This is a genomic window from Ornithinibacillus californiensis, from assembly GCF_001038485.1.
Taxonomy (GTDB): domain Bacteria; phylum Bacillota; class Bacilli; order Bacillales; family Amphibacillaceae; genus Ornithinibacillus; species Ornithinibacillus californiensis.
The window spans coordinates 154,849-177,439 of the sequence record NZ_LDUE01000055.1; the positions used below are offsets into that span (position 1 = coordinate 154,849).

The window sequence follows — 22,591 nt, forward strand, 5'->3', positions numbered from 1 at the left end:
TTAATCCCCCCATAACTTATAACGAATGGCTAAGCCAAGTAAAAAATCAACTATAAAATGGGCAGTTATCGTTACAAATAAATTGTTGGTTATCTCGTAAAGATAACCCAATATAAAACTAACAATTAAAACAGAAGTTAGTAGCACTGGTTTTTTCAAATAGCGGACATGAACAATAGCAAAAATAATACTAGCTACTAGATATCCAAATGTAGATTGAACGACACCACGAAATAAGGACTCTTCGGCAATTGAAATTAATAATGTTAGAAATAGAATTTTAATAGGTGAAAGGTTAGTAAATATCCGTTTATTAATTCCGCCATCGTCGTAATATTTAACCGGGACATAAACAATTAGTATAAGGTCAATTAATACGATAATAATTCCCGTTACCACACCGTAGTAAACTATTTCTTTGTAGTCAAATTGAAATAGGCTTGTCCAAGTAGTTAGACTGTCAAATAGAATAAAGCTTGCCATAAAAGCAATCAATAGAAATAGTATTTGTGAATAGACAACTGCTTTTCTTAAATCTTCTTCCGAGAGCTGCTTTATAAGTTCACTCTGTTTCATGTTTATCTCCTCTGTTTAACAGCCGTTGAAGTTTCTTCTCCCATGATGGTACATGTTGCATTTCTGTCTGTTCTGGTTTGAAATCCATTAGGCTAATACCGCAATTACTACAACATTGCTCATTTAATTGTGTATAGCTTTTCTGGAATTTAATATAAATTCCTTCTCTTAGACAACTCTCTGATTCCATCCACTGTATCATTTCTTGTAGTTTAGATTGCTTTAAAAATAGTCGCTCATTACGAATATTTTTTATATACTGAAATATAAGTTCTAATTTACTTTGCTCATATTTTATACCATTTTCTAGAATGGCGCCATGTTTTTCTAAGTGTGTAGCAATAAATCTCCATTGTACCTCACTAATCTCAAATAACCCTTGTACACCATTTATATCCTCAGGTAGTTGTTTATTCTCTTTAGAAAGTCTCTTTAAAATTCGAGATACGCGTACTAGGTCTTCATCAGAGGGTAACTCACTTTGAATCATTTGCTGCGGTAGAAACACATCCTGTCTCCCATATAAAAGAATACTTATACTCTGTTTCCCATCCCTACCAGCTCGGCCAATTTCCTGTAAAAAGGATTCCATTTGTCCAGGAAAATGATAATGAAAAACAAACCGGATATTATTTTTATTGATTCCCATTCCAAATGCGCTTGTACAACAAATAATATCAATTTGATCATTCATAAATTGTTGCTGTATTGCAATCCGATCCATTTGTTCCATTCCACCATGGTAATAGGCTACTCGATGATTAGATAGTCTTTGGGACAACACATAAGAGATACTCTCAGCAGAAGCTCTACTAGAAAAGTAGATTAGGGAAGGAACTCGAGTTTTACTTAGAACATTAATAATAAATTCAAGTTTTTCCTCGTTACTCATCACTTCTTCAATATAAAGTGCGATATTACTCCGATCCATTGGATAGATATGTTTTTCCATTAACGGTCTCTCAAGTGATTGAATAATATCATCTTGTACTTCCTTAGTTGCTGTTGCACTCAAAGCTAAAACGGTTGGGTTACCTAATTGTTTAATTACTTTGTTTAGCTTTTGATAATCTGGTCTAAATTCATGCCCCCATTGTGAAATACAGTGTGCTTCATCAACAACAAATAATGAAATGGAGAGCCTTTTTAAATAAAATTGCAGTTCCTTCTGTTGTAATATTTCAGGAGATACGTAAATTAATTTATATTGGTTTAGCCTTTTATAGGTTAATTTCCTTTTTTCATAATCAAGAAAGCTGTTAAGAGCAATAACTTCCTTAAAATTCGTTGATTTTAACTGCTTTACTTGATCCATCATAAGGGATATTAAAGGAGAAACGACAATTGTCACTCCATTTAACAGTCGAGCTGGTAGCTGATAACAAATAGACTTTCCTGTCCCTGTCGGCAAAATTCCTAGGACATCCTTTCCTTTTAGCACTTCAGAAATAATCTCTCTCTGCCCCGTTCTGAATTCAGTGTATCCGAAATATTCTTCCAACTTCTTCTCTATTGAATTTAAATTACACATGGTATTCCCCCTCCAGTAAAAGCTTATTTAGTCTCGTTAATACGAGTCTAATTTGAAAATAAGTAATAGAAGGGTCGCAATGTTCTTTAATTGTTTTTAATTTCAATGTTTGATTTACTTTTACAGCTTGAATAACTTCTTCCTGCTCTCTCTTTGTAACGAAAGACCCAATATCAAAACTAGTATCATATAAGGCAATTTCAACAATATGGTCATAAATCGTATTCATCTTTAAATTTCTTTCTATCGCTATATCTGAAATACTGTAATTATGCATTAATAACTGATATGTTTCGTTTGCTGTATTCGTTATAAATTTATTATTGTATTGCGACTCAGTTAATTGAGATAGTATTTCAAAGCTCTCTCTCTTCTTAACAATCATTCCCATTAATTTATGTGTTATCGCAGTTAAGATTATATGAACATCATCTTTTGAAAGCTCATGTTTAGCAGCGATTTGTTCTTTACTCAGGCCATAATAATTATATCCACTTAACCGATCCACAAAAATTTCTGCCTCTATATCAGTTAACATCTTTAACAATCCATGTAGTTCATGAAAAATTTGTTTCGCAATTTTGGGATCGCGGTTTTTTCGAAAGAAAGTTTTTACCCAGTTTGTTGTTTTATCGTTATCAATAATAGGTATAAATGAAGGGTTCTTCGACAGTACATTTGAATAAGTTTGTACCAATAAATATAGCCTCTCTATAAAGGTGTTGTCTTTACCTGAATAGGTGAGTCCATCTAAATAATGATATACATTAGTATCAAAGTACTGTTCAAGGATTTCCTTACCATGAGATGACAGGTGATAAAAACCTTCGTTCATGTCTTTTACTATCCATTCATTATCTGTCATCTTATTAATAATACTTATAAACTGTTGCCTAGATAAAGTTTGATAGATACCATAATATTTTTCCACTTGGAAGATTCGTGCATCATGGACGGATTGAATAGACTTTTTACCCGTAATCAGGTGGTAGATTCCAAAGATAGAACGATTTTCTCCTATCTTTGCTATGCAGTTTAATGTGATGCCTTCTATATACATACTACTAACTCCTCATTATTTCTATTACTATCATACCACTTGATAGCATCAGTTGAATAATAGTTATTTACGATTTACAATAGGATTAACTCCGATTTAATTATGTAAAATAAGGGGAAGCAGAGAAATGAGAGTGAAGTATACAATAGTAGATAAGGAGACGTGTATTGCTTGCGGTGCTTGCGGGGTTACATGTCCACTATTATTTGATTATGATGATGAAGGTCTAGCCTTTGTTACGATAGATGACAATACTGGTAATAAAGAAGTACCAGAAGAATTAGAAGATGACGTGCTCGACGCATATGAAGGTTGTCCAAGTGATTCCATCAAAATTAGTGAAGAGCCGTTTGATGGTAATCCGTTGAAGTTTGAAGATTAGAATAGAACACCAACAATTTTAGTTGGTGTTCAAATGATTTTTAATGTACTTTTTAAACACTCTGGACACTACTGGATATAATAATATCATAAATAATGCATTTCCTATGGCATGGCTGGTGTCAAATGGAAGGCTTAGTAGATAATAGGCTAGAAATCCCTGGCCAGTTATTTGGTAGTTTGTTAGTGACATAATGAAACCGAATAGGTAACCACTAAATATAGAAAAGGAAACAATAACAAAGAAGGGAATCTCTGTAATCTTCTTCCCTATAAACCCACTTATTATCCCGATAATTCCCCAGGATATGATTTGCCAAATAGTCCATATACCTGTCCCTAATATCATATTAGATAAAAAGGTAACTAATATAGCCAATATAACACCTGCTACTGGGCCTAAAAACATCCCGCCAATGATTATTACTGAGGTTACGGGTTGAACGTTTGGAATAGGATTTGTAGCAATACGTCCAACTACAGCTAATGTTGCCAATAAAGCAAGTAAGGTTATTTTATAGATATTCAATTAAATCATTCCCAAGATTGAAGATCAAAATTGACAGTGTCTCCATCTGCCAACTCTACTTCAGCTGCACCAACCATTGACATTTCACCATTTACGGAAAGCGCCCAAAACATGGATTCAGCTTCATCAGCAACAATTCCTTCAATAGCACTGATAAAACCGCCTTCTTCTTGAATGTCAAAGTTCTCTTTCATAACATCTAAAAGAATGTCCCCTTCCTCAATGACAACTTCTTTTTCTTCTATTGTTTCAGATTCTTTATCCTTTGTTAAGGTTACAGTAATAACAGATTCCTCTTGTTGTTCATTGGTTTCACTCGTCGTATTGTTATTTTCTTGGTTTTGCTGGGCATTATTAGTTGAGTCCTCATTTCCACATGCTACTAATAACGTTAATAGGCTTAATACTACAACTAATTTTAATAATAGTGACTTCATGTTTCTCTCCTCCAAATTTGTGTGATTTTGAGAACAGGGTAAACAAAAAAGAGTCAACCCCGTAACTGGTTAACTCTTGTGACAGTCATTAGACCATAAAAAAGCATAGGAAATATCCTCTTTATGTACTAGATTGTCTCAGGTTGTCCTATCCTCGGGATCCTTGATACAAATGATACTGGCAGGTCTACTGACTTGTGACTATTAACTTACTCTAAGCCCTTCCCATAGATTATTCTACAGTGGTTTACGCTTATTTCATCATCACTTTACAGTTGCGAGGACAGTTCTAGATTCTCACTAGATTCCCTATTAAGCAATATTACACCAATATCAAAAATATTGTATTCAATTCTAATAAATATAGTAACACACCATTTTAAAAATACAAGATTTATTTATTTTCATCTCTTGGTAAGACGATATTAAAAGTCGTACCTATATTTAACTTACTTTTAACTGTAATCGTTCCTTTATGAGATTTGACTATATTTTTAGCGATGGAGAGACCTAGCCCTGTTCCTTTTACATGCTTATTTCTAGTCCTTGACTTATCAGCTTTATAGAAACGTTCAAATACAAATGGTAAATCCTCTTCTGGAATTCCACTACCACTATCCTCAATCGAAACTGATAAGGCACGATCATCATTATGAACAGTTACTTTTACAAAGCCATTTTCATTAGTATGGCGGATTGCGTTATCAATCAGATTGGTGAAGACTTGTTCTATGCGATCAGGATCAAAATGGGCATGCGTTTCTTGGATGTCCTTTGACAGTACTAGTTCAATGTCATTCTCGTCTGCAATCCCTTTAAACTTACGATATATTCGATCGATATAAGGAGTTATTTGTACTTTTTCCTTATTTAAAGTTAAATGTCCTGCTTCCATACTTGCCATATCAAGGAGTTCATTAACTAAGCGGCTTAACCGCAATGACTCCTCATAAATAATTTGAGCAAGCTCATTCTTCTCTTCTTTGCTTTCTGCTATATCGTCAACAATTGCTTCACTATAACCCTGTAACATAGAAATTGGAGTTCTGAGCTCATGCGACACATTTGCTATGAAATCTTTCCGTAGTTTATCTAACCTACGTTCTTCTGTCATGTCACGAATAACTGCGACTGCACCACGTATATAAGATTGGTCATAAAGTGGCGTCATAATCATTACCCAGGTTCTACCTTGAAGTGTTATCTCTTCAACAACTTCTTTTTCCCCTTCAATTACTTGTTCAAGAAAAACATACAATTCTTTCGGTAATTTAAGCTGACCCTCACCTTTTGTGATATTTTTCTCGAAATACCAATCGTCAATGAACATTTCTGCTGGGTGATTAGTGGCAATGATTTCCCCATTTCGACTGAGTGTTATTACGCCATCTGCCATTGAATTAACAATACTCGATAACTGTTCTTTCTCCTGTCTTAACGCATTTATGTGAAATTTAAGCTGCCTTCCCATATGATTAAAGGCCATTGCCAGTTCACCAAGTTCATCATGTGTTAAGATTGGCACTTTTGTATTGAATTCACCTCGAGTTAAATCAAAAGCAGCCTCTCTCATTTTAATAAGTGGAGAGGTGATACGAGTGGATAAGAAGAAAGCGAAAAATGTTGTTAATATAATTGCAACACCAGCAGCTACTAAAATAATCTTAGTAGTTTCAGACTTCGTTTTATCCACAATAGAGAGTGACTGGTAAACCAAAACGGCTGCATCTGTATTAGGGACAGCTATTCCAACTAGCATAACACCAGGTTCCTCTTTAGAAATTTCAATTTCACCTTTTACTGGCTCATCTGAAGAAATGATCTGCGAAACTTTGGAATTATTAATGAACCATTCATCCTCCATCCCGGATAAATGGGGGTCATTGGTTTTTGAACTCCAAGCTTCATCATCAGGCATGACAATGATAACTTTACTTGATGGGTCTTTCACTCTTTCTGTTGTTTCGTAAATCAAAGATTTGTCCTCGTGATTTTCAACCATGACAGAAATCTTAGTTGCAGTTTGTAATAAGTCCTCTTCTGCCTCTTGAATATGAAATTCTTCAAAGAATTGTAAAAGAAATATAGTAAGAATAAATAAGACAAAAGAAACTAGCAATAGTATCGTTACTGCCAGTTTCCCTACTAAACTACGCCAAAACATTATTCATCATCTACCTCAAATTTATATCCAACTCCCCATACCGTTACAATCATCTTAGCTGCTTTCTTGGATACATTATTTAATTTCTCACGAAGGCGCTTCACATGTGTATCTACAGTTCTCAGATCTCCAAAAAACTCATATTGCCATACGTCTTTCAATAGCTGTTCACGATTGAATACTTTATCAGGTGATTTTGCCAGGTAACAGAGTAATTCGTATTCTTTAGGTGTTAATGCCACTTCTTGTCCATCTGCTGTCACACGATGTGCATCATGATCTATTGTTAGATGTGGAAAGACTAATAAATCTTTCGTTTGCGCATTCACTTCTTGTCCACCAGAATTTCCTGTTCTTCTAAGTAATGCTTTAACACGGAGAACAACTTCTCTAGGACTAAACGGTTTTACGATATAATCATCCGTTCCAACCTCAAATCCTTGAACTCGATTTGTTTCTTCCCCCTTAGCGGTGAGCATGATTACTGGGGTGTTTTTTTCTTTTCTTAACTCCTGACAAACTTCAATACCATCCATCTCAGGCATCATAATATCTAATAGAATGACATCGTAATCATTTTCCAATGCCATACTTAATCCTTCTGTACCATTTTCAGCTTCTTCTACAGTTAATTCCTCACGTTCTAAATACATCCGAATTAGTCTGCGAATTCTTTCTTCATCATCAACAACAAGTACACGGGTACTATTTCCCATTGATTGTTCCCCCTTTTTCTACTTGAATTTAGTATAAAACAATGTATTTAAATTGTATAAGAAAACATGACATTTGTGCTAAAAATGTCATGTTTTCGGCTAGCATTATGCGTACGAGTGTAGACCTGCTAAAACTAGGTTTACAACGATTAAGTTAAACAGTATAATTCCAAACCCAATTACAGCTAACCACGCTGATTTCTCACCATGCCAACCTCGTGACAGTCTAAGATGCAAGTACGCCGCATAAAAGAACCAGGTAATTAATGCCCATACTTCTTTTGGATCCCAACCCCAAAATCGACCCCATGCCTCTTGCGCCCAAATAGCAGCAAAAATTAATCCTCCTAGGGTAAATACTGGGAACCCAATCGCAACAGATCGATAATTAATCTCATCTACTAAGTCAGGCTTTACATGTTTTAGTAACGGCTGAATTGCAGCGCCTACTCGCTTACGTAAAACTAAACGAGTTAGTAAATAAAGTAAAGTTCCCGTGAAAAATGACCATATTACACTATTGAATTTCCGTCCAGCATCTGCTCCCTGCATCCAAGAAGGGGTTTCAAACCATGGTTCCATTACACCTTCTGTAACTAGAGTACCATCATTTGGTGCAGCAATAGCTGGTAGCGTATAATTGGCTACTACAGGTTTACCATTTAGTTCATACTCAAAGCTTGCATTATAATTCATTGAGCTATAAATAGTTGAAATGATAATAAAACCTAGTAATAAGAATATAATGTATAAAATAACCTCTAGAGATACAGTACGTAATGTCCGCTCATGTTGGTCCACTTCATGAATAAGGTAAATCAGCCCTGCAACAAAACTAATAAATAAAATACCTGAACCTAAAGCAACGGTTGTCACGTGAATGTACAACCAGTGACTTTTAAGCGATGGAACAAGAGGTGCTATTTCTGTTGGAAACACACTCGCATAAGCAATGAATATCATTGCTATAGGTAATGCGAAAAGTCCTAGAATATTAATTCTGTAAATAAAGTAAATGATGATGAATGCCAAAACTAAACACATACCTAAAAATGTTACAAATTCGAACATATTACTAACAGGTGCATGCCCAGAAGCCATCCATCTAGTAATAAAATAGATTAATTGTGCAAAAAAACCAATTATGGTCAAAGTGATTGCTAACTTTCCAATAAAACCAGATTTCCTGTGTTCATTGGTTTTATCTTTAATCGTAAAACCGAAGAAAAAAGTTGCTACTAAGTACAATATAAAAGCTGTGAAAAGCATTGTACTACTCGTATTTAGTAAACTCTCCATGAGTGTCCTCCTTGTACTACCTAATCATCTTCTTTTTGATCTTCTACCATTCGAACGGAAGTACCTTCGATAGCTTTTTCAATATCCTTTTTCAGACCAAACCAATTCTTATTCGTGTGTGCAGCTAGTAGTATACCATTAGATTTAGAATGTAACCATATTCTTCGGTGTTGCCAATACATTCCCTGAATTACACCAATCATAAAGATAATTGCACCAAGGCCAAATAATGGAAGTGTATAATCCCTCTTAATACTTAATCCACTTTTTCGATCAAATTCTATCGAATCTATTAAGACTCGATATTCATTTTCACCTGTTGCATCAATTGAAGGCGCAAATGCCCCAATAACATTAGCCATTGGTTGCAAATCAACTACCGACGTATCTATCCCTAAATCCTCCGCAGAGCCAATTACATCACCTACAAAGCTAATCTCTGATGCTTCACTATTTGGAGGGAACAAGTTAAATACAAATGCTGGATTATTAGATTCATTCGTCTTGGATCTAACACCGTTTTCTGTTAACGAATAGTCTGGATAATATTCGACTACTTCAACTTTAAACCCATTATCTAACACATACTCTGTTTGGAGATTAAATAAATCAATAGTAAATTCACCTAAAGACTCCGCTTCAGAATCATTCATCTCATAAATCTTAAAAGTCATTGTTGAAAACTCATTAAGTTGATAACCTTGTTGATAAAGCGTATAGCCACCAAATTTAGCTGGTTTGTTCATACTAATTTGATACTCCCCAAGTTCCTCCAAATTCTCTTCTGCACCTATAACATCAGAATTTTCTGCTGTGTATATAGTGGCATTTGTTTGGAAGTTACTTGGAATAATCTGTCCTTGCTTAGCAATTGCATCCTTGAATCTTTCATCCTCTGTATCATATGTATCGAGAATAAATTCATTATTTTCAATGTAGAACTCGCTTTCTGTTCCTGGAACAACAGTTAGTTCCCCTTCTCTAACCCATACATAATCATCAATATAGAAAAATGAAGTTGTACGTAGTAAAGCTGCAATCAAAATGATTATCAATCCGATATGATTGACGTACGGACCCCACCTAGAGAATCTACCCTTTTCAGCGACAAAATGTCCTTCTTCTTCCATGATTCGATAACGTTGTTTCTTTAACTGTGCTTTAACAGCATCAATATCTTCTTGAGAAACTAGTTCTGACTCACTATAAAAACGCTGTCTATTAAGAAACGATTGATGACGTTTTGCTTTCTGTCGTTTCAAGGCACGATATAGCGGAACAAATCGGTCGATACTGCAGATTACTAAAGATACTCCTATTAAGGAGATTAAGATAAGGTACCACCATGAACTGTATAATTTGTGAAAACCTAATTGAAAATAGATTTGTCCAAATAACCCGTAGGTTTCAGGATAAAATATTGCTGGGTCTCTGGAAACTGCATCAGCTGGAATATATTGTTCTAATGGCAATATGGTACCTATACCCGAAGCAATTAATGCCAGTATGATGAGCCAAACAGCGACCTTTACAGAAGAAAAGAAATTCCAAATTTTATCAATGATTGTTTTGTTATATGTAGTTGATCTTCTCGCACTACCCTCATAGCGCATGTTCAACAACTTCTTTTTATCATTGCCATCGATATGCTGATTTACTTCGATCGGCTTGCCACATGCCTCGCAGAGAACTGTCCCCTCTGGATTCACGTGGCCACATTCGCATTTAATATGTTTCATAAAAATCCCTCTCTGGTTTATGATTCAGAAGGTTGAATTTGTTTTAGATAACTCTCTAATCGCTCAAGTGTTAGTGCCCCTTCAACAATTTCAACAATTTCCCCCTCGGGACTGATAAAAAAGGTACTTGGAATTGGACCGACTTTATACTTGTCTCTTACTACATCTTTCGTATCATGAGGAATGGGGAACGTCAGGTCATATTGATCAATGAACTTGTCAACGACAAATTCAGTCGCATCTAAACTAACGGCAATTATCTCAACACCCTTATCCTTATACTCTGGGTAAAGTTTTTGCATATATGGCATTTCTGCTTCACAAGGTTCACACCAAGTCCCCCAGAAATTCAACATAACACCTTTTCCTTCAAAATCACTTAATCGAATAGTTTCCAAATCATTATAGTTGTTTACTTGAGTCAATTGAAAATCGGGAGCCTTATCGCCAACTTTATAGATTGTTCGGTCTGCTGTAATATTTGTCACTAACGCATATACTACTGCCAAAAGCAAGATAGCTAGTATGATGGTTCTAAAGATTAATCTATTTTTCTTTTTGTTTTTTTTCTTTAATTTTGCTTGTTCTACACTCATATTATCACTCCCCGCCCCATTATATCATTATAACGTCATTGAAATTATGTCTAATCTTCAACAATTTGCGTAGCTAAATTGAGCATCTGCTTAACTTCTTTGGGATTTAACTTTCGATACTCCCCGATTCGCAGGCCATCCAGCGTTAATAATCCATATCGTTCACGTTTTAATTTGAGAACAGGGTATCCCAATTGTTCCATCATACGACGAACATGTCGGTTTTTTCCTTCTCGTAATGTCAATTCAAGCACACTTACATTCTTCTTCTTATCTGTTGAAATTACGCGATAACGAATAGCCTTCAATACTTCTCCTTTATCACGTACACCTTTACGAAGTTGTGCTAGTTCAATTTTGGAAGGGATTCCTTTGATTTTAGCGACATATACTTTTTCTACACCAAACTTCGGGTGCATGATTTTATTCGCAAACTCACCATCGTTAGATAATAGAAGAATTCCTGAAGTATCATAATCCAGTCTCCCTACTGGATAAATTCTTTCCTCAACATCTGGGAAGAAGTCAGTTACAACTTTTCTACCTTTTTCATCTTTAACACTAGATATTACTCCTCTAGGTTTATAAAGTAAATAGTAAACAGGTATCTCCTTTTCAAGTGGTATTCCCTCAACTTCTATCTTGTCATCTGGACTAACCTTTGTACCTAATTCCTTTACTACTTTATTATTTACTTTAACTTTACCTTCTAGGATAAGTTTCTCCGCTTTTCTTCTAGAGGTAACTCCGCTTTGTGCAATTACCTTCTGTAAGCGTTCATATGTATTTGACATCATATCACCGATTTCTTTTCATTTTTTAACACAATAATAGCGTTAACTTTATGTTAACGCTACATAAACGATTTTATCCAAAATACGCGTTAAGGGATTAACCAAACACCAGTGTAACAATAACTATTGCTGCTATTATACCAATCAAATCAGCTAAAAGTCCAACCTTAAGAGCATAGCCCATCTTACGTATACCCACAGCACCAAAGTAAACTGTCAAAATATACAAAGTAGTATCCGTACTCCCTTGCATCGTTGAAGCTAATCTTCCAATAAAAGAATCTGGTCCATGGGTTGCAATCAATTCTGTCGTTACTCCTAGGGCAGCAGATCCTGAAATTGGCTTAACAAGAGCTAATGGAACAATTTCTGGAGGTACTCCAAAGAATAGAAGAATTGGAGAAATCAAACCAATAATTGCATCTAAAGCTCCAGAACTTCTAAAAATGGCAATAGCTACAATCATCCCCACTAAAAAGGGAAGTAAAGAAAAGGCCATTTTAACCCCTTCTTTTCCTCCCTCGACAAACAATTCATATGATGGCACTTTTCTCCATGTTGCTACTAACAGTACGAGCATAATAAACAATGGAATAATCCATATACTTACCTGTGAGATGAAAATCATTTTATTTCCTCCAAGTACTTCTATAATAGAAAATCCTGTCAATCATTATTGCACTCAAAGTTGAAATTAAGGTTGCTATGATTGTTGTTCCTACTATCTCTGTCGGGGAGATAGAGTCATATTGCATCCGGATAGCGATTACAGTGGTTGGTATTAAGGTTAAACTAGATGTGTTAATCGCTAGAAATGTAATCATTGACCTCGAAGCTTCGTCAGAACCACTCAATTGTTTCATTTGTTCCATTGCTTTTATCCCCATGGGAGTTGCTGCATTTCCTAACCCAAACACATTCGCAGTAATATTTGACAAAATATATCCTATTGCAGGGTGATCCTTTGGTATTTCAGGAAATAGTCTGACAACAATTGGTCTAAAAGCCCTTGCAAGGCCTTTTAGAATTCCTGCTTCTTCAGCAATCTTCATGATACCTAACCAAAATACCAAAACAGAGATAAGACCAATTGAGAGAGTAACAGCTTCATTGGCACTTTCAAAAATAGCCTTATTTACTTCATCCATCGTTCCATTAAACATGGCATAAACAATCCCGACGATAGCTAAGAAAGCCCAAATTATATTAACCATGTTACCCCACCTTAAATATTTGTTTCACTATTGAGATTAGATTAGAAAAGAATGTCTCCTCTGTATTAGGTACATCTTCTTGAAATATCGCAACCTCCATGATTTGTTGTTCATTTAAATAAACGAGCTGCTTTCCAACTATATGCTCTTCGCCTGGTAAGGATAATTCAATAGAAAGTGTTTCAATTCGGATAGATTCCATCTCCCCATCCTTCAAAGGGTATGTAGCATCATCGTGAATATAGCCTTTCGTTGATTCTTCAGGGCTAATTGGAATATTAATTATTCCCTGACCACTGAGCGGTTTCATATCAAAGTTTTTAAATCCCCATTCATACATTTGCATATGGTCACGCCAATCATCTGGTGCATCTAGAGTAACAGCAATTAAGTCCATGCCATCTTTGGTAGCTGTTGATACTAACGTTCTTCCAGTTTGTTTCGTAAAACCTGTTTTCCCGCCTGTACAATATTTATAGTAAACCGTAAGTAGCTTATTTTTATTTTTCCAGCTATATTCTCTATTATCAGATTTATAAGATTTTGTTCCTGTTATCTTCTGAAATTCTTTATCTTGCATAGCATATCGCATAAGTAACGCCATATCATACGCCGATGAATAATGAGTTTCAGAATCAAGTCCGTGTGGATTATCAAAATGTGTATTATCCATTCCAAGCCATTTCGCTTTTTCATTCATCAGATAAACGAACCCTTCTTCACTACCACCTACATGCTCCGCTATTGTAACAGCAGCATCATTCCCAGACCTTAACATTAATCCATAGACTAGGTCTTCCACTACCATCTTTTCCCCTTGTTTTAGATAAATAGAAGATCCTTCTGTAAAAACTGCTCTCTCGCTAGCAGTAGCTAACTCATTCATCTTGCCTGATTCGATGGCAACAATGGCTGTCATGATTTTTGTAATACTTGCTATATTTTGTTTCTCATGTGCATTTTTGTCAAATAGGATTCTACCTGTTGACTGCTCAATCAATACTGCGTTGTTTGCCGATACAGATGGGTTAGCATGTCCCACAATCGGTAGTGAAAAGGTAAATATGATAATAGTAATTAGGGTTATTGCAATAAAGCGCATCGTTTGTCCTCCCCAAAATCATGTCTATACATTTTATGCATGTACTAACTTGATATGATTAAAAATATACAAGCTTAAGTTTAATACTTCAAAATAACTATCTCTTACAAATCAAAAAACTCTCACAGAGAAATCTGTAAGAGTAAGAGAATAATATATTGATCTAAAAATAAGAGCGAGCTTAGTCTGGTTTGTGTATTGGCTAATTATTTGGCTCTTCCATTTGATTAAAGCGATCAAAAAATAAATCCGCTTCATCTTCAAACTCATCCACATCGAAATTATCTGGTAGCGGTGGAAGCTCTTCTAACGAAGTTAAACCGAAGTAGGTTAAAAAATCTTTACTTGTTCCAAACAATACTGGTCGTCCCACTCCTTCTTTACGACCAACCTCTTCAATTAAAGATCTTGCAATTAATGTCTGGACAGGACGATCACTCTTTACCCCACGTATTTCATCAATCTCCGAACGAGTGATTGGTTGTCGATAAGCGATGATCGCCAAAGTTTCTAATGCGGCCTGAGACATACGGCTTGATTGTGGAGCTTCGACTAATCGTTTGTAATATTCGCTGTGCTCTGGTTTAGTGGTAAGATGATAAACATTTTGGGATTCCATAATCATAATTCCCCTACTAGCGTGTTCATAATCATATTTTAATTCTTCAATTAAATGCTCAATCGCTTTTTCAGAGACTTCCATTATTTTGGCAAGTTCCTTTATGGTAATACCTTCATCCCCACATGCAAATAGGAGACCTTCTAAAATAGCTTTTACATTTTTCATTCTATATTTCATCCCCTGCATAATATACATATAATGTATCTAAGTGTTTGGTCTGTTTACAAGTTACCTGATTAACTTTCATCAACTCAAGTATTGCCATAAAGGTTACAACAATATGAGATTTAGTACGTTGCGTAAACAATTCATCAAATGTAACACCATTACGATTTGATCGTTTGACGATATTCAATACCTCTTCCATACGTTGTTCAATAGGAATCTCAGCCTTTTGAATTCTAGTGTCAAGCGGTTCCTTCCATTTCTTTCTTTCTAACATTTTCCCAAATGCACCAAGCATATCATATATAGAAATATCACCTTGAACAACTGTCTTTTCTATGTTTAGATTGTCAAATATCACTGGGGCTCTAGTAAATGTTTGATGTGCTTCAATTTCTTTTTCTTTAAAGGTTTCTGCAGCATCCTTAAATTTTCTATATTCAATTAATCGTTGCATCAATTCTTCTCGGGGGTCTTCCATATATTCTTCATCGACTTCTTCAATTTCTTGTTTAGGAAGTAACATTTGACTTTTGATTGCTAAAAGGGTCGCAGCCATGACTAGGTATTCACTAGCAATATTAAGTTCAAGATGTTGCATCGCATGAATATAGTTCATGTATTGCTCAGTTATTTGGGCCACAGGGATGTCATAAATATCAATCTCGTAATGATTGATCAGGTGTAACAATAAATCAAGTGGTCCTTCAAATGTATCTAATTTTACTTGATATACTTGTTCCATACTTGTCGCCCTTTCCCGAAAAAATAACAGCTCGAAATTAATTTTATACGAACTTGTTTGAAACGCCTATACACAGGGGTGGGTATTTACATAAGTTATTAACGTAAGATAAATGTTCCCCAAAACATTTATTAAAGTTTAAAAAAGGAGGAATTTTAATGGGTGGAGGATATAATAACAGCGGAGGCTTTGCTCTAATCGTAGTATTGTTCATTCTTTTAATTATCGTTGGTGCTGCTTGGTTATAAGAGCATAAGCTACGACTATTAAAGTTAACAAAAATCAGCCCTATTTAAATAGTAGGGCTGATTTTTTTGTCTAGGAAGCTCTTCATTTCTATTCTAAGAAATTTCACCTAGTCTTCTTCCCCAATGCAATGTTCAAAATAACGTTCTACCTGCTCAACAGGTTTTAACTCATAATTGGATTCATAAAGGCTTGCAACTTCTTGAATCATTTTCTTACCAATGCCAACATTTCTGTGTGAAGGATTTACGGAGATATGTTGAATAATTGCTTGTTCACCATCAACTCGTAATCCGATTGCACCAATAATGTCATCATCTTCTTTCCATAGATAAAGATGCCAGTTTGGATTCGTCTCATACTCTTTAATCGTAGCCTGTAACTTTTTTACATCTTTTTCTTCGGGCATGAATGACAATAAACCCATTGCAATCTTTTCCGAATTTTTCTTATATCGGTTTAACATAGATACCCCTCACTATGTATATAACTTTTGATCTAGTAGTTGTTCATTTCAATTGGAGTTCGTTATATATATTGACCTATTAATCTATATTTGTCAATTTAAAAAACAAATAGAATCCAATAGGCAAATCCCCAAATAATACCTAGCACGAGTAAAATTATAAATAGTAGGATATTTTTCTTACGTTGGTTCAAATTACTCATCCTTTTACCATTATTGCCAATTTTTACTAACTAGTATACATTTTTTTAACAATTTCACGAATTATAATATAGCCATCCGATTCTTGCTTCCCAATCTTAAAAGGAATACAATTTATTACAAATAACCACCCATTATATAGCATGAATACTAGTGTGTATGCATTCGGTATGCTTTGATAGATGAGGTAAGAGATGAATACAATTATTGCATTTAGGAGAGGTCCCCATAATGTTATACAGACTATTTCGGATGATCTATATGGAATGGTTCGATTACTTACTGTTAATCCAGTTGTAAAAAACAACCACCCTATCTGAATGTCTATATGCTTATAATACAGTTTATAAACCTTTTTTCCTCTACCTAATAATATAGTTATCTTATCTGCTTTTACAAACACTGCACCAAGCATGTGGCCTAACTCATGAAATAGGTTGCTAATTGGTGCAACGAAAAGTACAAGGTACAATAATAAAACTGTATTCATCTGACTGTACCATCAATTCTCTTATTCAGAAAGAACCTTCACTTCTTTCATTACATCACCATTGCGCATTGCTTTTGCGTGTTCTATTCCGGAAGTAACCTGACCGAAAACTGTATGTACGCCATTCAGATGCGGCTGAGGTTCATGAACAATAAAGAATTGAGAACCACCAGTATCCCTACCTGCATGGGCCATCGATAGTGATCCTTCTACATGCTTATGTGGGTTATTATCTGTTTCACATTTAATGGTGTAACCAGGCCCACCAGTACCATTCCCTACTGGACATCCACCTTGACTAACAAATCCAGGAATTACACGGTGAAATGTTAAACCATTATAAAATCCTTCGTTAATTAATTTCTCAAAGTTCGCCACTGTTCCTGGTGCTTCATTTGGATACAATTCAAATTCTATTTTATTCCCATTTTCCATTAGAATATAGCCTTTTTTAGCCATTTAATTCATCTCCTATCATTTCAAAAACAAATTCATATCCTACATATCATAACATTTCTACACATCAATTTAAAGTTTATGGTCCTTTTGTATCAATATTATTGGCTTAAAAAGTATACAAAAACTAGAATAGTAACACCCTATCATAGTCCTGTTTATTCATAAGATAAATCATGACTTATAATATCTTCATACGTTTCTCTTCTTATTACTAGCTTATCGATTCCATCTTCAACGAACACGACAGCAGCTCTTTGTATTCTGTTGTAGTTGCTAGCCATGGAATATCCATATGCCCCGGTGGAAAGGATGGCAAGGATATCACCACTTGTCACTTTAGGGATAGGTAAATCCCATATCAACATATCACCAGATTCACAACACTTCCCCGCTACTGAAGCAACCGTTTCTTTCGGCTCATTAGCTCTATTTGCTAGCACTCCATGATATTTGGCTTGATATAATGCAGGGCGAATATTATCCGTCATTCCCCCGTCCACAGAAATGTAGTCACGGACACCCGGAATATGTTTTTTCGACCCTACAGTATACAATGTCACTCCTGCATCACCAACAATAGACCTTCCAGGTTCTATCCAAATCTCTGGAATCGGGATGTTTAAATTAGAACTGTGCTCTTGTACAGTTTCAACCAGTCTTTCTACATATTCATGTAGCGGAATAGGTTGGTCATCCTTGGTATATCGAATACCAAATCCACCACCTAAATTTAACACTTCTGGTATGTAGCCAAAATCATTTTTCCAATCCGCTAGCTTATTAAATAAAATATTTGTTGCACTTACAAATCTGTCTGTATCAAATATTTGTGACCCAATATGGCAATGTAATCCTCTAAAGTTAACGAAAGGACTCTCATTCAGTAAATTAAATGCTTCATCTGCTTGTCCGTTATGTAGATCAAAACCAAACTTCGAGTCTTCATTTCCTGTCATTATATACTGATGTGTATTTGATTTTATTCCAGGTGTTACACGGATAATTACGTCGATAGTCTTTTTATGCTCCTGAAGAATACGAGTTAATAACTCGATCTCATAGAAATTGTCTACTACAATACAACCAATATTATGCTCGATAGCCATTTCAAGTTCACGAGGACTTTTGTTATTACCGTGCAGATGGATTTTAGCCGGTGCAATACCTGCTTGTAATGCTGTGTAGAGTTCACCTTCTGAAACAACGTCAACAGACAGTCCCTCTTGTTTAATAACCTGTAATATTGCAATGGAAGAAAAGGCTTTACTAGCGTAAGCAACTTGAGCTTGTACCCCTAACTTGTTAAAGGTTTCAACAAAAGCCCTACATCGCTCTCGGATTATTGAAACGTCATAAACATACAGTGGTGTTCCGTATTTTTCAGCTAGTTCTACGGTGTCTAACCCACCTATTTCTAAATGACCTAATTGATTTATTTGATATGGATAATGATCCAAATTCATAATTCTCACCTATTCATAAGTTATATTTAAGTAAAAGCCACTAATCATATAAAAAATTTATCATAATCCTTAAAAAAACAAAAGGAATAAAACCCCCTCCTATTATGGAGAAGTCCTATTCCTTTAAAAGTCTATTTTTCAACTGGTTGACGATAAATATTTTTCGGGTGTACAATGCTTGGCCTGGTGTTTGCAAATGGTGTAGGCACCCTGATTAAAGTAGTTAACATAGCTTTTGGATTAAATGGAATTAACGGCCACATGTAAGGTGTGCGCATCGATCTCAGACTGACTAAGAATAAGATAAATAAGGTAGAACTTATTACGTAACCGTATATTCCAAAGAATGCTGTAGCCAGTAATAAAACAACCGTAGCAACCTTATTTGCAACACTGAGTTCATAACTTGGAGTTACATATGATCCAATTGCACTTACAGATATATAGAGTATTACTTCCGGACTTAGTAACCCAACGTCAATAGCGATTTGTCCAATTAGCACTGCAGCTATTAACCCCATTGCTGTAGATAATGCTGTCGGTGTATGAATCGCGGCCATCCTTAGAAACTCAATTCCAATCACACCCAATATGAGTTGAATAACAATTGGAATATTGCCTTCTTCATTTGGACCGATAAATGAGAATTCTTTCGGTAATAGTGTGGGGTCCATAACAAACATTAGCCAAGTCGGCAATAAAAATATCGATAAGAATATTGCCAAGAAACGAATCCACCGGATAAAGGTTCCAATTAACGGTGCTTGGCGATGCTCTTCAGCATGTTGTGAGTGGTGAAAGAAAGTAGTTGGAACAATGATAACACTAGGTGAAGTATCAACTGTTAGGAGTACATGCCCTTCTAGTAGATGATTGGCTGCAACATCAGGCCTCTCTGTAAACCGAACTAATGGATACGGATTCCATTTACGTTCAACAAGATATTCTTCTAAGGATTTCTCTGCCATAGTAATACCATCAATATCGATTTTTTCAATCTTTTTTCTAATTAATTCTACTAACCCATCATCGGCAATGTCCTTTATATAAGATAGACAAACATCCGTCTTAGAACGTTCTCCAACCTTTAACATTTCATTCCGAAGACGTTCATCACGAATTCTTCGTCTTGTTAAAGCTGTATTTTCAATAATATTCTCAGTAAATCCATCTCTTGAACCACGAATTACCCTCTCTGTGTCAGGCTCTTGCGGAGAACGTCCCGGATAACTTCGCACATCAACCGCATAAGCAAATCGCTCTCCATCAATAAATAACACAATTAACCCAGATAGAATTTGATCGACAGACTCATCTAACGTCTTAATATCAGTGACTTGTTGGTGAAGTAATCGATTTTTTATAATCTCAGCAACTTTTTTACGTTCTTTTTCCTTTTCATTTAAATTAACTAGTTCTTCAATTATATCCTGGATAATTACACTGTCGATTAAACCTGTTACATAATACAATTGAACCTCTGTTTTAAGAATCGTGATTGTTCGGAATCCTACATCAAAAGAAGTACCGACACCAACTCTTTCTTTTAAGTATCGAGCATTTTCTTTGATAATTGCTGAAACGGGGTGTTGAGTCAATATTAGTCCTCCATTCTTAACGTACTAAAATAATCCACTGAAATAACGATCCAACTATTTTCCCTAGAACTATCGCCATCATAAGGGTAATTAATTTGTTCTCAAGTCTTATACGTTTTGATAATAATGGGAATACATTCAGAACTTCTGTCAAAGCAGCTGCAAGCATTCCATTAAAGATCCCGTGAAACGCACCCCAGATAATTAGTAAAATAATAGGATGGTTCCAACTTACATTTGCGAATGAAAGATAAGTACCCATAAGTGTTCCTAAAACAACACACCCAGTGTAAACCTTTACTAAATGTAATGTTTTAGTTAATTGTATTAACCTTGGAATGATTCCAAGTACAGTAAGAAATGCAACAAAACCACAACCAACAGCAAGCCCCCCAGAAAAGCCTACGACTATTTGTACGGCATTAATTAGGAAGGTTAGGATCATTTAGCTTATTCTCGTGAAAGTTAACATAATCGTCAAGAGATTTCTGATATTTGTAGATTTCTACTTCTAAGGGGCTGGGTTCCTCATTAAACCTCTTCTTAAACCAATGGTTAAAAAATAGAATCATGCCTACTCCAAGCCCAAGTGAATAAGGGACTTGTATCCATAAAGGATATTCATTTTCCTCACCTGTCAACAAGAAGTGTAGTTTTTGTTGAACTGCTTGCATACTAACATCATAGTGAAAGTTAATAATAGTCATCGCTGTACCGATGAACAACAGTAGCCAAACTAGAGCCACAATAAATATATTTGGTGACTTTCTGTATTTGTTTATACGTATAATTGTCTGTTCTGGCCCTATTAGTTGGATCTCTAAGTTTGGATAGTTCTCAGTTAAATGCTTTATGATTAAGAAGCTATCAATAATTACGATTTCCTTATCCTCTTCTGTAATACGATAAATTCTTATTTTCTCTAATTCATTTATGACAGAACGTGAATTACATGATATAAATGCTACATCCTTCAGTCGTACCTCCATTGGATTTCTTATTTCTAAATTCTTTTTCATTCGTAAATAAACAATTCCATCCATTCATTTTCACCTCAGGGGAATCATTATCGATACTTGTTAGTATTTGTTTAAAATGAAATATTATTAACTTAGAAGTTAAATCTATTGTTTTTTCACTAAACATATTTGCGTCATCCTCACCTAATACCGAACCAAACAGAGGAATCACTAAAGTTACTCCAAGAAAAAAGCTGAAGTAGGGTTTCTCCCTACTTCAGCTTTATGGATCCATTTTGTTTTTCATATCAAACAATATCTTCTTTTCTAGTCGGGATACTTGAACTTGAGATATACCGAGTCTTTCCGCGACCTCCGACTGAGTTTTGTCCTTATAATAACGTAAAAATAAAATTAGTCGTTCCCGTTCACTTAGACCTCGAATTGCTTCTTCTAAGGATAATTTATCAAACCAATTCGAATCTTGATCTGCTATTTGATCTAGTAATGTAATAGGGTCTCCATCATTTTCAAAAACTGTTTCATGTATGGAATGAGGAGCCTTTGATGCCTCTTGTGCATGAACAACTTCTTCTGGACTAATCTCTAATGCGTCAGCTATTTCATTAATGGTAGGAGATCGTCCATATTGTTTCGTTAGTTCATCTTTTTTCTTACGAATCTTATTTCCAATTTCCTTTAGTGAACGACTAACCTTCACACTTCCATCATCACGAAGAAATCGCTGGATTTCTCCAATAATCATAGGAACCGCATACGTTGAAAAACGCACATCATAGGATAAATCAAATTTATCAATCGATTTGATTAACCCAATACTTCCTATTTGGAAAAGATCGTCTGGGTCATAACCTCTATTCATGAACCGTTGAACAACCGACCAAACCAATCGAATATTTTTCTCAACTAAGAAGTCACGTGCCTCTTTGTCTCCTTGTTGACTTTTCAGAATATAGGCTTTAACCTGTTCATCCGTTAATGCTTCATTCCGCTTATCTTGCTTTACATTAACCATAGG

General features: G+C 35.2%; 26 protein-coding genes and 1 riboswitch. Of the genes, 2 read left to right on the forward strand and 24 right to left on the reverse strand.

What is annotated here, in order from left to right:
* The 3 genes from TE34_RS13475 to TE34_RS13485 are packed head-to-tail and all read right to left on the reverse strand — an operon-like array spanning nt 1 to nt 3,167.
* Complete coding sequence (locus TE34_RS13475) at nt 1-576, reverse strand: CPBP family intramembrane glutamic endopeptidase (protein ID WP_047985334.1); 576 nt, start codon at nt 574-576, stop codon at nt 1-3.
* Complete coding sequence (locus TE34_RS13480; RefSeq protein WP_047985335.1) at nt 563-2,107, reverse strand: RecQ family ATP-dependent DNA helicase; 1,545 nt, start codon at nt 2,105-2,107, stop codon at nt 563-565. Before TE34_RS13480 ends, TE34_RS13475 begins: the two co-directional genes overlap by 14 nt.
* The gene (locus tag TE34_RS13485) at nt 2,100-3,167 is read right to left on the reverse strand and encodes a helix-turn-helix domain-containing protein (protein WP_047985336.1); all 1,068 of its coding nucleotides are present in this window, start codon (nt 3,165-3,167) and stop codon (nt 2,100-2,102) included. Before TE34_RS13485 ends, TE34_RS13480 begins: the two co-directional genes overlap by 8 nt.
* 127 nt (nt 3,168-3,294) lie before the next feature.
* Here TE34_RS13485 and TE34_RS13490 point away from each other — a divergent pair, with 127 nt between their 5' ends.
* Nucleotides 3,295-3,549, forward strand: coding sequence for a ferredoxin (locus tag TE34_RS13490; protein WP_047985337.1), 255 nt, complete (start codon nt 3,295-3,297; stop codon nt 3,547-3,549).
* An 18-nt stretch (nt 3,550-3,567) separates the two neighbouring features.
* Here TE34_RS13490 and TE34_RS13495 read toward each other — a convergent pair whose 3' ends face one another.
* The 13 genes from TE34_RS13495 to TE34_RS13555 form a co-directional block, all read right to left on the reverse strand.
* Nucleotides 3,568-4,077 carry an ECF transporter S component gene (locus tag TE34_RS13495; RefSeq protein WP_047985338.1) on the reverse strand — a complete coding sequence of 170 codons (510 nt, stop codon included), beginning with the start codon at nt 4,075-4,077 and terminating at the stop codon, nt 3,568-3,570.
* 5 nt (nt 4,078-4,082) lie between these two features.
* Entirely contained in the window at nt 4,083-4,514 is a 432-nt protein-coding gene (locus tag TE34_RS13500; protein WP_047985339.1) for a DUF4430 domain-containing protein, read from the reverse strand.
* Nucleotides 4,515-4,677: 163 nt separating this feature from the next.
* Nucleotides 4,678-4,861: riboswitch (cobalamin riboswitch) on the reverse strand.
* Nucleotides 4,862-4,908: 47 nt separating this feature from the next.
* Nucleotides 4,909-6,678, reverse strand: coding sequence for an ATP-binding protein (locus tag TE34_RS13505; RefSeq protein ID WP_047985340.1), 1,770 nt, complete (start codon nt 6,676-6,678; stop codon nt 4,909-4,911).
* Complete coding sequence (locus tag TE34_RS13510; RefSeq protein WP_047985341.1) at nt 6,678-7,394, reverse strand: response regulator transcription factor; 717 nt, start codon at nt 7,392-7,394, stop codon at nt 6,678-6,680. The genes TE34_RS13505 and TE34_RS13510 overlap by 1 nt, the downstream gene beginning before the upstream one ends.
* Nucleotides 7,395-7,499: 105 nt before the next feature.
* Entirely contained in the window at nt 7,500-8,693 is a 1,194-nt protein-coding gene (ccsB, locus tag TE34_RS13515) for a c-type cytochrome biogenesis protein CcsB (protein WP_047985342.1), read from the reverse strand.
* A gap of 20 nt (nt 8,694-8,713) precedes the next feature.
* Nucleotides 8,714-10,432 (reverse strand): cytochrome c biogenesis protein ResB, encoded by a 1,719-nt coding sequence (gene resB, locus TE34_RS13520; protein ID WP_047985343.1) that lies wholly within the window; start codon nt 10,430-10,432, stop codon nt 8,714-8,716.
* 17 nt (nt 10,433-10,449) lie between these two features.
* Nucleotides 10,450-11,028, reverse strand: coding sequence for a thiol-disulfide oxidoreductase ResA (resA, locus tag TE34_RS13525; RefSeq protein ID WP_047985344.1), 579 nt, complete (start codon nt 11,026-11,028; stop codon nt 10,450-10,452).
* 50 nt (nt 11,029-11,078) lie between these two features.
* Nucleotides 11,079-11,822, reverse strand: a complete 744-nt coding sequence (locus TE34_RS13530) for a pseudouridine synthase (RefSeq protein WP_047985409.1) — start codon at nt 11,820-11,822, stop codon at nt 11,079-11,081.
* Between the two features lie 97 nt (nt 11,823-11,919).
* Complete coding sequence (locus tag TE34_RS13535; RefSeq protein ID WP_047985345.1) at nt 11,920-12,450, reverse strand: spore maturation protein; 531 nt, start codon at nt 12,448-12,450, stop codon at nt 11,920-11,922.
* 1 nt (nt 12,451) lies between these two features.
* Nucleotides 12,452-13,036, reverse strand: a complete 585-nt coding sequence (locus TE34_RS13540; protein ID WP_047985346.1) for a nucleoside recognition domain-containing protein — start codon at nt 13,034-13,036, stop codon at nt 12,452-12,454.
* Nucleotide 13,037: 1 nt separating this feature from the next.
* A complete protein-coding gene (locus TE34_RS13545; protein ID WP_047985347.1) occupies nt 13,038-14,138 on the reverse strand; it encodes a D-alanyl-D-alanine carboxypeptidase family protein in 1,101 nt (366 codons plus the stop codon).
* A gap of 202 nt (nt 14,139-14,340) precedes the next feature.
* Nucleotides 14,341-14,925, reverse strand: coding sequence for an SMC-Scp complex subunit ScpB (scpB, locus tag TE34_RS13550; RefSeq protein ID WP_047985348.1), 585 nt, complete (start codon nt 14,923-14,925; stop codon nt 14,341-14,343).
* Nucleotide 14,926: 1 nt separating this feature from the next.
* Nucleotides 14,927-15,670 carry a segregation/condensation protein A gene (locus tag TE34_RS13555; protein ID WP_047985349.1) on the reverse strand — a complete coding sequence of 248 codons (744 nt, stop codon included), beginning with the start codon at nt 15,668-15,670 and terminating at the stop codon, nt 14,927-14,929.
* Between the two features lie 158 nt (nt 15,671-15,828).
* Here TE34_RS13555 and TE34_RS13560 point away from each other — a divergent pair, with 158 nt between their 5' ends.
* Nucleotides 15,829-15,918: a YjcZ family sporulation protein gene (locus TE34_RS13560; protein ID WP_047985350.1), complete on the forward strand. Its 90-nt coding sequence runs from the start codon at nt 15,829-15,831 to the stop codon at nt 15,916-15,918.
* 107 nt (nt 15,919-16,025) lie between these two features.
* On the opposite strand, the gene TE34_RS13565 is transcribed toward TE34_RS13560, so the two are convergent.
* The 8 genes from TE34_RS13565 to sigF form a co-directional block, all read right to left on the reverse strand.
* Nucleotides 16,026-16,382, reverse strand: a complete 357-nt coding sequence (locus TE34_RS13565) for a GNAT family N-acetyltransferase (RefSeq protein WP_047985351.1) — start codon at nt 16,380-16,382, stop codon at nt 16,026-16,028.
* 229 nt (nt 16,383-16,611) lie between these two features.
* Nucleotides 16,612-17,073 carry a hypothetical protein gene (locus TE34_RS13570; RefSeq protein WP_047985352.1) on the reverse strand — a complete coding sequence of 154 codons (462 nt, stop codon included), beginning with the start codon at nt 17,071-17,073 and terminating at the stop codon, nt 16,612-16,614.
* A 21-nt stretch (nt 17,074-17,094) separates the two neighbouring features.
* Nucleotides 17,095-17,532 carry a peptidylprolyl isomerase gene (locus TE34_RS13575; RefSeq protein WP_047985353.1) on the reverse strand — a complete coding sequence of 146 codons (438 nt, stop codon included), beginning with the start codon at nt 17,530-17,532 and terminating at the stop codon, nt 17,095-17,097.
* Between the two features lie 155 nt (nt 17,533-17,687).
* Entirely contained in the window at nt 17,688-18,995 is a 1,308-nt protein-coding gene (gene lysA, locus TE34_RS13580; RefSeq protein WP_047985354.1) for a diaminopimelate decarboxylase, read from the reverse strand.
* Between the two features lie 131 nt (nt 18,996-19,126).
* Complete coding sequence (locus TE34_RS13585; protein WP_157037632.1) at nt 19,127-20,593, reverse strand: spore germination protein; 1,467 nt, start codon at nt 20,591-20,593, stop codon at nt 19,127-19,129.
* 16 nt (nt 20,594-20,609) lie between these two features.
* Nucleotides 20,610-21,038: a stage V sporulation protein AB gene (locus TE34_RS13590; protein ID WP_047985356.1), complete on the reverse strand. Its 429-nt coding sequence runs from the start codon at nt 21,036-21,038 to the stop codon at nt 20,610-20,612.
* A complete protein-coding gene (locus TE34_RS13595; protein ID WP_047985357.1) occupies nt 21,016-21,636 on the reverse strand; it encodes a stage V sporulation protein AA in 621 nt (206 codons plus the stop codon). The genes TE34_RS13590 and TE34_RS13595 overlap by 23 nt, the downstream gene beginning before the upstream one ends.
* Nucleotides 21,637-21,835: 199 nt before the next feature.
* Nucleotides 21,836-22,588 carry an RNA polymerase sporulation sigma factor SigF gene (gene sigF, locus TE34_RS13600; protein WP_047985358.1) on the reverse strand — a complete coding sequence of 251 codons (753 nt, stop codon included), beginning with the start codon at nt 22,586-22,588 and terminating at the stop codon, nt 21,836-21,838.
* Nucleotides 22,589-22,591: the final 3 nt, after the last annotated feature.